This window comes from Chryseobacterium sp. X308, from assembly GCF_020733145.1.
GTDB classification, from domain to species: domain Bacteria; phylum Bacteroidota; class Bacteroidia; order Flavobacteriales; family Weeksellaceae; genus Chryseobacterium; species Chryseobacterium cupriresistens.
The window spans coordinates 58,939-74,776 of sequence record NZ_JAJFZH010000011.1; the positions used below are offsets into that span (position 1 = coordinate 58,939).

At 35.2% G+C, this 15,838-nt stretch carries 6 protein-coding genes; 1 reads left to right on the top strand and 5 read right to left on the bottom strand.

Going from position 1 to position 15,838, the window contains the following annotated elements; all coding sequences use genetic code 11:
• Positions 1 to 261: 261 nt before the first annotated feature.
• The gene (locus tag LIV57_RS13320) at positions 262 to 1,989 is read right to left on the bottom strand and encodes a sodium:solute symporter family transporter (protein WP_227942956.1); all 1,728 of its coding nucleotides are present in this window, start codon (positions 1,987 to 1,989) and stop codon (positions 262 to 264) included.
• Positions 1,990 to 2,233: 244 nt separating this feature from the next.
• Here LIV57_RS13320 and LIV57_RS13325 point away from each other — a divergent pair, with 244 nt between their 5' ends.
• Positions 2,234 to 3,232 carry a GntR family transcriptional regulator gene (locus tag LIV57_RS13325; protein WP_227942957.1) on the top strand — a complete coding sequence of 333 codons (999 nt, stop codon included), beginning with the start codon at positions 2,234 to 2,236 and terminating at the stop codon, positions 3,230 to 3,232.
• Positions 3,233 to 3,363: 131 nt separating this feature from the next.
• Here LIV57_RS13325 and LIV57_RS13330 read toward each other — a convergent pair whose 3' ends face one another.
• From LIV57_RS13330 to LIV57_RS13345, 4 genes are all read right to left on the bottom strand, one after another.
• On the bottom strand, positions 3,364 to 7,176 hold the full coding sequence (locus LIV57_RS13330; protein WP_227942958.1) for a TIM-barrel domain-containing protein: 3,813 nt from the start codon (positions 7,174 to 7,176) through the stop codon (positions 3,364 to 3,366).
• A 188-nt stretch (positions 7,177 to 7,364) separates the two neighbouring features.
• Positions 7,365 to 11,216, bottom strand: a complete 3,852-nt coding sequence (locus LIV57_RS13335) for an RICIN domain-containing protein (RefSeq protein ID WP_227942959.1) — start codon at positions 11,214 to 11,216, stop codon at positions 7,365 to 7,367.
• A 56-nt stretch (positions 11,217 to 11,272) separates the two neighbouring features.
• Positions 11,273 to 12,925 carry a RagB/SusD family nutrient uptake outer membrane protein gene (locus tag LIV57_RS13340; RefSeq protein ID WP_227942960.1) on the bottom strand — a complete coding sequence of 551 codons (1,653 nt, stop codon included), beginning with the start codon at positions 12,923 to 12,925 and terminating at the stop codon, positions 11,273 to 11,275.
• A gap of 17 nt (positions 12,926 to 12,942) precedes the next feature.
• Complete coding sequence (locus LIV57_RS13345; protein WP_227942961.1) at positions 12,943 to 15,831, bottom strand: SusC/RagA family TonB-linked outer membrane protein; 2,889 nt, start codon at positions 15,829 to 15,831, stop codon at positions 12,943 to 12,945.
• Positions 15,832 to 15,838 lie beyond the last annotated feature (7 nt).

The window sequence follows — 15,838 nt, forward strand, 5'->3', positions numbered from 1 at the left end:
TATAAATTTACCTATTGCTACCATACTGGTTACCACCGGTTTTTGCCGCTTTACCACCAGTTAAAAAAAAAAATTGAAATATCATGAAATTTGTTAAAATAATTCTGGATTCAGTTATTAATACCACTGATTATAAATCCCATTGAACAAGCTCTTGCTCCAACTGCTAAAAATGATAAGTTATCTCCAACATTAAAGTGTGTATGGAATAGATTTTGTAAAAAACACCATTTCTCACTTTCCTCAAATGCAAATTTTTTGTTACCAAAAACGAACATAAATAGCAGTTAGAAGTAATAAAATAATGACAATCAGGAATAATGTTCTATTGTCCACATTAAACATACCTTTGTCTGTAACAAAAGCTTTTGAATTTATTTTTGGCCCGAAAACACTTAAGAAAACCATTACAACTACAGTAATGAAAAATGACCAACCCATATTGATAAGGAAAGGGATCTCTGTGATGGTTTTCACAACACCATTTTCCAACTTTTCATAAGTAAAGGCTGTATACATCCATGTCTCTTTTCCAAATAGTTCAACTGCAAAACTGTTAAAGAATATAGATAATAAAAAACCAAGAATAACTCCAACTATAGCAGCCGTTCCGGTAGTTCTTTTCCAAAACATCCCTAAAATAAACATAGCAAATACACCAGGACTAATAAAACCAGTATATTTTTGTATAAATGTGAAACCTCCTTCTCCACCGATTCCCAAAATATCTGTCCACGTAAATACCAAAGCAATAAACATCGCCACTATAATTGTCAAACGTCCTGTTCTTACCATTTGCGATTCAGATGAGTTGGCTTTTAAATATTTTTTATAAATATCTAAAGTAAAAATGGTGGATATACTATTTACCTTTCCAGCAAGTGATGCCACTATTGCGGCTGTTAAAGCAGCAACGGCAAGACCTTTAAGTCCAGATGGCAGCAACCCTAATATTGCAGAATAAGCACTATCTTTTACCCCATTAAAATTTGGCAAATGACCTTTTATATAGAGTACGTAAGCCGCAATTCCAGGAAGTACAACAATTACAGGCATAAAAATTTTTAAAAATCCTGCAAATAAAATTCCCGTTCTTGCTGTTTTTAAATCTGCTCCTAATGCTCTTTGAGTAATGTATTGATTACACCCCCAATAATTAAGTTGTACAATCCATTGTCCAGCAAAATACATTGCTAAACCTGGCAAAACTACATATTTCCGTACCGCTAAATTTTCTGGCATTGATAAAGTAGTTGTGGTAATATGTGGTTTATTCAGAATGAGATTGAAATGCTCCGGAGCTTCTTTCAAAAGGGTATTTAAACCAGCTAACGCATTTCCAATAGCAGCACCATTAATTCTTTGATCCACAACCTGTAATGCCAAATAAACTGTAGCAAATCCACCAATAATAAGAACTGTTACCTGAATAACGTCCGTATAACCAATGACCCTCATTCCACCCAATCCGATAAACAAAGCCATTAGTAAAAGTGCAATCATAATGATATGCAGATGGCCTCCACCAAGCAATGAATCAATAGCTACAGCTCCTAAATAAAGAATGGAAGTAAGATTAACAATTATATATAAAAACAACCAAAAAACAGCCATAATAAGAGAAACAGTCTTATTGTATCGTGTTTCCAAAAACTGAGGCATTGTATAAATCTTATTTTTGAGATAAATAGGAATAAACCATATTGCAATAATTATAAGTGCAATTGCAGCGAGCCATTCGTAAGCAGCAACCGCTACTCCTGTGAAGAAGCCTTCTCCACTCATCCCAATAAATTGTTCTGCTGAAATATTTGATGCAATCAAACTCGCTCCAATTGCCCACCATGTCAATGAGCCTTCTGCAAGAAAATAATCTTTACTTCCTGTAGTTTTTGATTTTTTTCGCTTGTATATCCATAGGCCGTATACTGTTACAACAACAAAATAAATTAGAAATGTAGCAAAATCAAGTGTTGATAGTTTTCCCACGCTTAAAAATTTTTATAGTAAGTTTATCATAGATTTCTATACTTTCCGACACTTTTACGCACTATAAAGTATTCAATAGTTTAGTACTCCTAATAGATCATTTAGAATAAAATCAAATATTTTGCACTGAAATTACACAAAAGGAAACCTTACATTATCAAATATATAAATTCAGAAAACACTTCCATACTTGTTCCTACCAGTTTTTGTATATTTACTACTAGTTTTAAAAATTGGCTATATTATGAAGCTTATTAAAATAATCCCCGATTCAGTTATTCCTAAATACCAACAGATTATAAATTCCATTGAACAAGCTCTTGCCCTGCAGCTGCTAAAAAAAAATGATAAGTTACCTTCCATCAATAAAGTGTGCATTGAATTTGGCGTTTCCAGAGACACTGTCCTGTATGCCTACGAAATACTGAAAAAAAAAGGAATAGTAATTGCCATTTTGGGCAAAGGATACTATATAAAAAGTACTGATTGGAATTTTGAAGAGCGCATTTTTTTACTGTTTGATGAGCTGAATGCTTTCAAGGAAAACCTTTATTATTCCTTTTTGGAAGAGATACAGCAAAGAGCTAATGTACATGTATTTTTCCACTATTTCAATATTGATGTCTTCAAGAAATTAATAGAAGAAAATAATGGAAACTATACAAAATATATCATTATGCCCGGGAATATGAATGATACAGCTCCCATTATTAAAATGCTTCCCAAGAAGGATGTTTACATATTGGACCAAACCAATATATCTTTAAGGGAATATTCATCAGTATATCAGAATTTCGCAAAGGACATGTACAATGGGTTATTAAAAGCGAAAATTATGCTTGAGGCCTATCAAAGATTAATTCTTATTTTTCCGGGAAAAAAAGAGCCTGTAGGTATGGTAGAAGGATTTACCAGTTTTTGTGAGCAGTATAAAATGAAGCATGAGATCATCTGTAATTTCACTGATGGAGAAATCCTGAACGGAGACGTTTTCATCATTTTAGATGACAAGCATTTAGTAAACGTCATTAAGCAATCTAAAAAACAAAAGCTAAAGATCAGAAAAGATTTTGGTATTATCTCCTACAACGAAACACCCCTAAAAGGTATTGTAGAAAATGGGATTACTACGATTTCTACGGATTTTTGGCAAATGGGAAAGATTCTGGCAGAAATGGTTCTTAATAGTAAAGAAGGAAGAATTGAAAATACTTCTAATTTAATCGTAAGGAATTCTTTATAATTGAATAAATATTTTATAGAAATACAATTTAAGCCAAAAAAAAGAGTATTATCTCAATCCATGTATACTATATTGAAAAAGGCTCAGATTATAAAATCCAAGCCTTTATTTTTTTGATTTGCAATTCGTAATTAAAAATCAATGGAATTCAATGTCTTATCAACCAGCAATCCGTTAACAGCTTTTATATTAAATGATCCGTTTCGCTTTGCTTTAAATTTTATAATGAATAATTCTCTTGTACCTTCTAAAGGATATTTCTGTCCTATATTAACCAGTGTAGGATACAATACTTTCTCTTTGTTGGTATGCAGCCTGTCATAAGTAAGATTTTCCATTTGTCCGATATTTAATGGTGTCATTCCTATATATTCCAGTTCCTGCTGATTATATGGCATAGCGAAGCTCAGTGCATTTACAGATTGCAGATTACTACCTTTTACTACCACTTCAACAATATCATTTTTAGTATATTGCTGTTTTGAAGCAGAAATTGAAATGCTTCCTTGCAGTGGTTTCAATTCTTCATCATTGACTCCTCCATCTATTTTTGTAGCGACATTGGAGATGTCAAATGCATCAATGAGACCGTTTTTGTTAATATCTCCGTTACTGATATATCCTTCAAAATCAGAGTCTCCCTTTCTCAAACCTGTATAATTAATATACGAAGTAAAGTCATTCATATCAATTTTCTGATCGTTATTGATATCTCCTGGAAGTAAACTTGCAGAACCTGGTACTTTAAAGACATACAGCTCATTTCCAGAAGCAAAGTTTCCGAAGGCACTGCTGACTTCAATTTTAATGAATCTTGTGGCAGGGTGTGCCGCAAAATCTAAAGATTTGGGTTTGTTATTTCTGTCCCAGGCAAAAGAGCCTAGTTCTTTCCATTCTTTTTTATTATCACTATACGAAATTTTACCCTTGAGCCATATTCCGTTATAACCACTGATTCTAGGAATATATTCTATTTTGCTTATTGTATTAACAGCGCCTAAGTCTAAAATAATATCAAACGGGACTTTGCTTTTTTCATAATCTGAATGCCAGCCTGTATTTACTTCCTGATCAACAAGATTTTCTATTCCTTCTCCTTCCTGGCTTGGGATTGTTGCTGTGGCTTTTATACCTTTAATTGCAAATTCATAAGGATTTTTATTGGTTTGGGATGAAAAAGAAACCCACTCTGAAGTATTGGTTTTATTTACCGCTCTTAATTTGAAATCATATTTCGTTTCAGGTGTCAATTCATCAAACAGGAAAGAAGTACCTTTTATATTACTGTATACCATATCATTATATAGTATTTCGTAGTAATCAGCATTAGGGATTTTATTCCACGATGCTAATATAGAATACGGGGTATTTTCTTTTCCTGAAGTAATTGGTTTTAAAGCCTCTGCAAGTACTCCGGAGTTATTTTTCAATTGGTTGGAATTGGAAAATTGATAACCTTCAACAACAAGTTCTACTTTGTTTTTGCTTATATCGGTAGTTCCTGTTTTTACCCAAAGCTGTGGATTTCGGATAATCGAAACTTTTGAAAATTCAGAATCTTTTGTAGAGAAATTATTGAATTCAGGCTTGCTGTTGTAAAAATATACGTTTGCTTCTTTATTGAATTCATCTAACGTATTTACTGCTTTCAGATTTACATTTTTACCTCCAACAAAAAGTTTTACACCGGATGGTTTTTGAGTAACGTTAACTCTGAATTCTGTCATTTTTTCTTTTTCAAAACCCTTAAAGTTACCTTGAGAAGGAGAAATACTTATTACTGCTGTATTTTTTATTACATTGCTTTCTATAAGAGTGTGCACAGATTCATTTTTCTTATAATTTTCGGTAATGCCATCGTCATCATATTCTGTAAAACTGGATTTTTCTGAAGGATACACTTCATAAATTCTTAATTTTTTATTGATTTGATGAACATTATTATTAGCATTTACCATCGGAATAATGGCACCCGGCTTTACAAATAGAGGAAGCTTCCAAATGGGTGCATCGAAATGATTTAAAATAATTCCTCCTACATAAGTTTGTCCGGTGAAGTAATCAATCCAATTTCCTTTAGGCAGGTAAATATTATTTCTTATATCGTTTCCTTCTTTATCCATTTTTGTAGCTTGATATACGGGAGCCACTAAAAAATACGGACCGTACAGATACTGATATTGAGTAAATTTCCCAAGGGTATAATCATTTGGCTGTTGTAAAAACATTGCTCTCATGATTGGCAGCCCATCTACAGCTTCTTTAGCCACACTATAAGTGTAAGGAAGTAAGCTCGACTTTAATTTTAAATAATTTCTGTTGATAGAAGCAGCTGATTCACCTAAAGCCTGAGGATATTTTTCATTGGTTCCCCAGCCATCCATATTAAGCTGCATGGGTGTGAAAGTTTTCCATTGGAAATCTCTGATATTGATAACCGGGTTTTGCCCGCCAAAAATACCATCCATATCCGAAGTAATATTAGGCTGACCGGACAAGCCGGAACCTATATACGTAGGAATATGAAATCTTATGTACTCCCACTCTCCACCGGTTTGGTCGCCTGTCCAGATACCAGCATATCGTTGTGAACCTGCCCATCCGTCCAGTGAAATAATAAATGGCCGGCTTCCGTTACCATATCGTGGCATTATTTGGGCGACATCTGAAATACCATTTAACCCGAATGAGTAACCAGGGCCTACCCAGGCTACATCAGTTTTTAGTACTCTTACCCCTGCATCCTCAACTTCTTTTATAATATCCCTCTGCAAAAGAGCAGCGACTCCTTCTTTTGGATGTAAATCTGATTGTGTCCACAATCCTATTTCTACTCCATTTTTTCTGGCATAATCACCAAATGATTTTAAATTGGCAATGTTGCCTTCCAACGTTTCAGTTTGTCCATAGCCTGCACCATACCCATCATTTGGTAAAATCCATCCTAATGGCATATCTGCATTTTTATACCGGTCTATAACTGCTCTTGCAGAAAACTGATAATTGTTTTTTTCGCCATTTAACGATTCTTTAATTCCGCCATTGTCTTTTTGGCTCTCTTTATATCTTTTTCCGTCTTCAAATGGTATTCCTTTTACATCTTCTTTCCAATAATCTCTGTTGTAGGCATTAAGATGCCCTTCATAAAAACCAAACTTGGGTAAAAGTACAGGGTTTCCGGTAAGCTGGTAAAAATCGTTCAACAAAGATTTCGGGCTGTCATCCACCATAAAGAAAACGTCCAGATAATTGGTCTCATGAGCCAGCTTCACTACATTTTTATTTTGTTTACCAAAATCATAATATCCTTTTTTGAAGGTGTGCCACATACAACCATATCCGTTTGTAGACCAATAATAAGGATTGGGAGATGCTACACCGCCATCGGTCCAGTTATTCTGATTCACAATAAAAACAGTATTTCCTTTATGAGAAAATCTTCCATTCTGTACACCACCTCCATAGAAATATTCATCTTTTCTCTGAGATAAGGTCAACACGACTTCTTTAGAATTAAATTCTATGGGAGCCATAAAGGAAAATACCTCTTTATGAAGATTCAGATCAAATACTTTAAATAAAGAAGTTGCTTTTTCAATTTCTATTTTAGTTTTAGCGGTAGAAACAGAAACAGTCTGTGATAAATTACTGATAGAAATTTCTTTTATTTTTTTTCTGGGCTGATCTACCAGAATCTGAGCGGGAGGTGTTGCTTCAGGATTTCTTATTTTTCCACCTTTGGGATCTAAAAATAATCGAAAAAGATTTTCTCCATAAAAATCTATTAATAATTTTTTGTTGTCAGAAAACAGGACTTCTACAGAAGTTTCTCCTTTCTTAGAAACATTTTCAATTTTTTGAGCCTGAGTTCTTCCAGTGAAGAAAACAAGAAAAGAACTCAGGAGTAAAATTTTTTGATTTTTTGAATTTAAAACGGTATTCATGTACCTTGGTTTTATTTTAATTTACATTGTATACTACTCTAAGAAAGTACGATCGATATTTCAGATAAAACTTACTATCAGCTTTTGTGATCGGGGACTTTCAAAAATACTTTTTATCTAAAAGAGTATCTGTCTTTAAAAAAATAAAGATAATTTATTCCACGCTTTTATTGAAAAAGCTACCCTATTTATCTCACAAGAAGTTTTGTACTAAAAGTATCATTTTGATTAACAATTTTTAAATAGTAAACCCCAGTGGATACATTAAGTAATATATCGTTTAAGCCTTCCTTTAATGTAGCATTTACCATTAATTTACCCAGACTATCGAATACAAACAATGTTGAATTTTTCCATCCTGCCGGCACGTCTACCTTTAGTGGTGTATTGCTTTTTAAAGGATTGGGATATATGGTCAGCTTTTCAATAGTCTTACTTGAATCTGATGATGTTGTAGAACCAGCTATCTTTCCGGTTGAAGGAGAAGCCGCGTCAACTATTTTCCATTGCTGATTATTCCCTCCTCCATAAGTCCATTGTATGATATTTGTACCATTTGTTGTACTGGATCCGGAGTTATCTAATGCTTTGCCACTTGAAACATTTATGATTTTATAATAGCCCGTACCTAAATCTATTAACTGCCATTGCTGGTTTGCACCTCCATTATCACCATATTGGGTCATTATTGTGCCGTCAGCAGTAGAACTGGAAGGGTTATCAATCAGTTTGCTGCTGTTCTTATTGATTATTTTATAATTTCCTCCTGTTTGAGTCAATTTCCATTTCTGGTTGTTGTTCCCTGTATAATCCCATTGAATCAGTTTCGCTCCGTCAGCCAAAGATCCGGAATATACATCAAGAACTTTCCCACTTGCACGGTTGATGATTTTATAATCTTTAGCCGGATCAAATACTTCTACAATTTGCCATTGCTGATTATTCCCTCCTCCATAAGTCCACTGTACTATATTTGTACCATTTGTTGTACTGGATCCGGAGTTATCTAGTGCTTTGCCACTTGAAACATTTATGATTTTATAATAGCCCGTGCCTAAATCCACTACCTGCCATTGTTGGTTTGTACCTCCGGTATCACCATATTGGATCATTGCTGTACCGTCAGCAGTGGAACCGGAAGGGTTGTCAATCAGTTTATTGCTGTTCTTATTGATTATTTTATAACCTCCTGTCGTTTGAGATAGTTTCCATTTCTGGTTATTACCTGCAATATAGTCCCATTGAATCAGTTTTGCTCCATCGGCCAAAGACCCTGAATAAACATCAAGAACTTTTCCGCTTGCACGGTTTACAATTTTATAATCCTTAGCCGGATCAAAAACTTGAACACACTGATTATTTACTTCAATAAAATTATTTAATGTTTGTGTACTGGTACCATACTGGTCTGTTACGGTCAATGTTACAGAATACAATCCATTCGGAGCATTTTTGTAAGATACTACCGGATTTTCCAATGATGACGTTGAAGGAGTAGCACCAGGGAAACTCCATTGCCATGTTGCACCGGCATTACGAACTACTGAATAATCTTTAAACTGTATATTTTCTGTTACCGGACAATATATTTTATTTTTATCAGCTGATATCAGAGCACTGGGCGGGCTTATCTCATACAAAGTATGTTCAAAGGCACCCCGGGAAGTCCCTATTTTTAACTTATTTTCATTGTAATTAATAAACATAAAGCGTATATCACACATTGGCAAGCCATTGCCCAGCATAGCCCAGTTATTCATATTGTTATTTCTATAAAAGACTCCTGCTTTATTACCTACATATACTCCGCCATTAGAACCTCTCTGAAAAATAATTTTCGTAACTGGTGAAGTAGTGAGCAGGGAAGAGCTAAGATTAGTCCAGGTTACTCCTCCATCATTAGATTTTAAAACCTTACAGTCTGACTGGACTCCACTATAGGTAACCCAAATTTCATTAGGGTTATCATCTCCGATAGCAATATCTGATATGTTCTTTGGACCTAAAGTAACGGTTGTATTGGGGGTGATATCAGTCCAGGTAGCTCCCTGATCTGTGGTTTTCCAAAGCTTATTACTGGTAATGCCTTCCACAACGCACATTACATTTGGATTTCTGGCAGAAATTTTTTCTCTGAAGACCTGTTTACTAAAAGTCTTAATAATTGAGATACTGTTTCCGTTATCTTCAGTTTTGATAAGAGAATTTTTCCATGTGGCGAGATTGGGATTTCCATCCGGATACTGACCTGCATGATGGGTAATAATACTGTAATATTTATTAGGATGAAATTCTATAGAATTGAAATAATCATAGATTCCTCCCAAATCCAAAAAATTAGGTTCCTCTACTAAAGTATGTAAACCGGTTCTGAAATAACGGTAGTTGCTATATCCCTGGCTGTAAATATAACGGTCATCCAAAGGATTTACATCTGTATTTCCCTGATCTGCACCGGGACCATTGTACCATGTAAACCCATTTCCACCTTCTTTTATCATAGCAGGACCATGGTTATTTCCTGATGCGACTAAATTGCTTTTAAATGCACTGCCAAATCCCCATAATTCATGATTACTGATACTATTGGTTTTGGTGGTCAAAGTATTTCCCAGGTCATTAGAATCGGTCATTTCCCCATCACTTCCTACAATTAACTTTCCGTTGATAAAATCAATACTTCTGATATCGGAATGCGTAGTTCCCGACGCTACTGAAAATGAAGCGCCATTGTTGGTAGAAATATGTATTTTTTGGTTTCCATAACCTCCATAAGCAATTTTATTTTCATCATGACGATCCATCTGGATATCCCCGTGGTGTAATACCGGATCATGATTATATACATCTCCAATACCTGAAACCATATTGATTCTGGTAAGCTCAATATTTCCTGTTAATTTATTGAACTTGTATAATTGAACGGCGTTATGACCATAAGCACTGGAACCTGTACCTACCGCTACATAGAACGAAGCGGCATTATTATCAGGTAAAAAAACTTTCGTCCACCCGATGATCTGACCATTTGCAGAAGCATCCAGTGTAGTAGAATTCAACTGGGAAAAGCTTGCTCCCTGATCCGCAGATTTATAAACTTTGAAAACATTATTATTGGAAGTACTGGCAAAATAAACAGAATTGCTATCATTGGGATCCCATTCCAAACATTCGCTGTGTATGGAGGCATCTTCCCATATTGCATAGTTAGGGAGTCCGGTATACACTTCATTCCAAGAGCTTCCTCCATTGGTTGTGCGATAAAGCGATGTCCCCCACCGAACAACTACAATATCAGGATTAACAGGTGAAACAGCAATATCATATGCTTTACCAGAATAATTTGCCGCTGTCATAGTGGTTGTAAGCCAATTAAGCCCTCCATCGGTAGATTTAATAAGCTGGCTATCACTTAATGCATAAACAATTTGCGGGTTAGCGATACACATATCTATATCATTATATTTAGAATCGGGGAAACCGTTATCTACCAGACTCCAGGTTGATCCCCCATCAATGGTACGCCATAAACCACCGGTAACAAAAGATACAAATATCTTCAGAGGATTGGCAGGATCTATTTTATTTAAATACACATATCCGCCATGGTTTCCCCTACCTGAGTAAGATGTACTGGCACTGTTGAAAGGACCAATCATAGACCAGCTTCCCACCTGGGTCTGCGTATTCGTTAATAATGTATTCCTGATTTTTGAATGGTTTGTTAACAAAGGTTCCGGAACTACTTTTCCTTTTTCATCCAGATAAAACAGCTTGGTTCTGAGCCAGTCTTCACCAAGACTCCGGGGTTTACTTTTTTCCCATCTGTGGTTTCCGAAATACTTATCAAAATTGGATTTGATTTTAAAATAGTCTGCATAATCTTTCATTTCTGAAAACCAGGACATCGACTTATGTTTAATTTCATACTCCATGTCTTCATCATCATCTTCTGACCGTACGATTTTCTTTGATGAAAAATCCTGGCCATTGCAGATTGTAGATATCAATAATATCAACAAGAATAATTTGTTTTTCATAAAGTGTTTATTTAATTTAATTGACAGTTGAGGACTGCTGAGCTTTGTAATCCATATTAATATCCTTTTGCTGCCTGAGCTTCTTTTAGCTTTGGATTTAAATCCACCGCAGTCTGAGGATAAGGGAATCTGTAAAACTTATCATTCCAAACTCTTGTTGCAACCTGTGTATTTGTGATATCGTAGATTGTTTTCATTACATTGGGAGCAGTTTTCCATCTTCTGATATCATAGAATCTATGTCCTTCATTGGCGAGCTCTATTCTTCTCTCATTTCTAATAATATCCCTCAACGTTTCCTTTGTTTGTGTTCTGCTGATTGTGGTCATACCTACTCTGTTTCTGATTTTGTCTAATGCATCGTAAATGGAGGCATCTGGTCCATACAATTCATTTTTGGCTTCCGCATAAGTAAGCAGCACTTCTGCATAGCGAATCAACATAAAATTATTACTCCCATTTAAATTTTCATCTAATGAGCCATAATCTGCCATTTTTTTGTAGTTATAACCAATTTTCGATGTATTGTTTCCTCCTTTGCTCCATGTGAACAGTTTGCTTGTTCCAAAGCCTTTCAGATAAGACCAGGAGCCATTTGGGTGCATAATACTTGCATATAAACGGGTGTCTCTGTTTTTGAACTCATCCAGATAGGCACCATTTGGATTTCCATCATTATAGTTTGACGCTCTTACAGCATCAGAAGGAGGGGTAAATGCTGTACCATCTTTTTTCCAATAGGCATTCACCAGATCGATTGTTGGAGTGATAGAGCTCCAACCACTCTCTTCATTGGGTAATAGAAGAAGGGTCATATAGTTGCTGTATGTTCCTTTTGAGTCCGGTACATACTGAGCTTCTAAAATGGATTCTATGCTGCCTTCATTTTTAGCCCAGAATAATGCCTGATAATTACTTAAACCTTTATAAAAATTATCTCTATCTGTGTTAGACGTAAACGTAACGAAACTATCATAGTCTGTACTTGTGTCTACAGAAGCTGTATTGAAAAGCCCGTAAGTTCCGGAATTCATTACCAGTTGAGCCGCTTCATAAGCTTCTTTATATTTTCCTATGTATAGATATACTCTTGCCTTAAATGCCAATACAGCTCCTTTTGTTATTCTGCCTTTATCCTGACCGGAAGTATAGATAACGGGTAAATCATTTTCAATAGCATTTAATTCACCGGTTACAAAATCATCAATTGCAGCTTCAGAAACCGGTGTAAGAGATGTTTCATCTAATTTACCTGATTTTTGTACCAACGGAAGAGCACCAAAACGCTGAGATAAATCAAAATAATTAAAAGCTCTTATAAACCTTGCTTCTGCACTATATCTTTTAGCAAGATTCTTATCCATTGGGATCTTATCGATATTCTCTAAAAAGGTATTTACCATTCTGATTGTTGTAAAGTCATATCCGAAATCTGTAGAAGGAAGTATATTTCCTGCAGAAGCATCTACTGCCATTGTCTCCCAGGGATATTGAGCATATGAATTATCTGTGTAACAATCATTGTATAAACTTAGGTAAGCTGCCCCGGACAAGTATTTATAAATACCATTCAGCGCCATGGTAGCATCTTTTTCAGTTTTCCAAAATGTATCTTCGGATATTTTGTCTTCCGGAAACCTGTCTAAATTACAGGAACCGGTAACTATAGATAGAGTAACTGACAGTACTATGATTTTTATTTTTTTCATTTGATGTCTTATTTAAGTTAAAAAGTTGCATTTATACCAAAGGATACGGTTTTCAAATTAGGATATGAGGAACGTGCACTTGCCATTTCAGGATCAAAATCTTTTATTCTTTTGTCACCTCTCAGCGTAAAGTAATTTTCCAGGTTTGCGTATATTCTGAATTTTTTCAGTCCTATGCGGCTGATCACGTCCTGAGGAAGGGAATATCCTAAAGTAACAGACTTAATTCTAAAATAACTTGCATCAAAAAGCCAGAAATCAGAGGTAACACCTATATTCTGAGTTCCTCCCCCAGCCGGCAATACCCTATGGTACAAAGCATCAGGATTTGGATTTTCAGGAGTCCATCTGTTATCTAAAACATATTGCTTTGCCCCTGCACCATTGAAAAATGCCTGAGAGGATTCTTTATCCAGATATACCTGAACATTCGTTACCCCTTGCCCCACTACGCTGAGATCAAAATTTTTATATCTGCCTCCGATGCTCAGACCGTAGGTAAAAGCTGGAACATCATTTCCTATAACCGTTCTGTCATTTTCATCAACAACTCCGTCGCCATTAATATCCACATACTTTATATCACCTGGCTGGGATGAACTGTATAATTTAGGATAATTATTATTAATATCTTCCTGGGTTAAGAGACCGGCAGTTTTGTATCCATAGAAATCTCCAATTGAACCTCCTACCTGCGTGATCCAATAATCATTATACAAAGGCTTACTATTGACAAGTGAAAGAATAGTATTCTGGTTTTTAGCAAAATTAGCATTGATGTAAAAATCTCCATTTTCAAAATTTTTATTGTAGCCCAAAGTAACTTCTATCCCTTTATTTTCTACATTACCGGCATTAATTGGAGGAGTTTGATTTTTGTCTGGATTACTGTCTATGAGTACACCTGTTTCATATGCTAATTGATTATTCATTAATGCACCTTTGGTAAGACGGTTATAAAAATCTACTGAGAAAGTGAAGACATTATTAAATAAAGATCCATCCAGACCTATATTTTTGGTAACAATTTTTTCCCAGCCTATATCTGAAAAGCCAAGTTTGCCTGGTACCACTGCCCCTACTATAACATTCCCCAGAACTGAAGAATCATTATCCATATAGGTTTGGTTGTCATAATAACCAATGGTATTGATAGCGCCAGCACTGCCATAAGAACCTCTCAATTTTAAGGTATTGATAAAATTCAGGTTTTTAATAAAATTCTCTTTATCCAGTCTCCAGGAAGCCAGAACCGAAGGAAAATAGCCCCATCTGTTTTCTTTAGCAAAACGCGAAGATGCGTCTGCTCTTATAATACCTTCTAAAAAATATTTTTCCTTATAATTATAATTGATACGGGCGAAAGCTGACTGGACAGCATATTGCTGAGTATTAGATTTCAATTCATCCAAGGTTCCATCAAGAGTACTAAGAGCACTTAAAGCATGTAATCCATCTTTTGGTATATTGGATTTTTTACCCTCTATTATTCTTTTTGTATAGTCTTCATAAGAAGCTCCTCCTAAGATTTTAAAATAATGTGAGGTTATTTTTTTTTCATAGCTCACCAGAACCTGGGTATTGAGTAATTCATCAGAATTCCAGGACTCAGAATAGTTGTTAATCGCTCTTGCAGTTGCAGTTATAGGAGTTTTGGTTAAAAAATTATATACTGGATTTAGTGTATTTACAAAATTTCCCGAACGGTAATTCCAGTTTGAATAACTGATCTGAGCATCTATATTTAATCCTGCTATAGGAGTATAGCTTGCAGATAATGCTCCCATAAATTTTTGATCATTTGACTTAAAGTCTCCACCCTCAATATTATTTCTTACGGGATTGGTTTTTGCAAATGTATTATCTACTTTGCCTGCATTTACAGATCCCCACCATCCATTGGATTGTCTTAATGCCATCGTAGGAGATATTCTTGCCAACTCTGTAGTATTAATACCTCCTCCCTGATCATTGATCATTTGTTTGATAAACGATATATTAGAATTTACTGTAAGTTTATCACTTAATTTAGAGGAGGTGTTCGTTCTGAAAGAATATCTATCCATTCCTTTTGTAGGGGACAGAGACTCCTGTTTCAAATACCCTAAACTTGCGAAGTAACGAATTTTATCGCCACCTGATACATTAATCTCATTATTAAGCACATTGGCCATTTTTCTGTAAGCTTCCTTATACCAGTCTGTATTAGGATATCTGTCAGGATCTGTACCTGCAGCTGTAAGATCTATTTGCTCCTGCTTGTACTGAGAAAAAAGACCAACATTATGATCAGCATTGAAATAGGCTTCATTTTTTAGTTTCATGTATCCAACGGCATCTACATACTTAGGCAAATAAGTGGGGGTCTGATAGGCATTGTACATATTATAACTTATGCTCATCTTACCTCCGCCTCCTTTTTTGGTCTCTACAAGAATGACCCCATATCCGGCTCTTGTACCATAAATAGCTGCTGAAGCATCTTTTAAAATACTTATATTTTCAATATCAGCAGGACTTAACCTCGAAAAGTCTGCAGCACTTGAGAGAATACCATCTATAATATAAAGTGGTGAATTACCGGCAACACTTCTTCCCCTTACATTTAAATCAGGTACAGAACCTACATCTCCTAATTTAGATTTGATTGTAACTCCGGGTAAAGCACCTTGTATACTGGCGGTCAAACTTGTTGTTGGGCGATCCTGTAGTATCCTTTTGTCAACAGAAGCTATAGATCCGGAAACAGTTCCTTTTTTCTGTTTTCCGTATCCTACTAAAACAATTTCTTCCACATTTTTTACTTTCTTTACGGTGTCCGAAGGTTTGTTTTTAGTTTCCTGTGCATGTACCAATGTTATAGAGGACAGTAGAACTGCACTCAAAATAATCTTTTTTTTCTTCATGTTTTTT

Coding starts and splice junctions, on each gene's coding strand:
- LIV57_RS13325 (WP_227942957.1), top strand. CDS start 2,234: ATGAAGCTTATTAAAATAATCCCCGATTCAGTTATTCCTAAATACCAA.
- LIV57_RS13330 (WP_227942958.1), bottom strand. CDS start 7,176: ATGAATACCGTTTTAAATTCAAAAAATCAAAAAATTTTACTCCTGAGT.
- LIV57_RS13335 (WP_227942959.1), bottom strand. CDS start 11,216: ATGAAAAACAAATTATTCTTGTTGATATTATTGATATCTACAATCTGC.
- LIV57_RS13340 (WP_227942960.1), bottom strand. CDS start 12,925: ATGAAAAAAATAAAAATCATAGTACTGTCAGTTACTCTATCTATAGTT.
- LIV57_RS13345 (WP_227942961.1), bottom strand. CDS start 15,831: ATGAAGAAAAAAAAGATTATTTTGAGTGCAGTTCTACTGTCCTCTATA.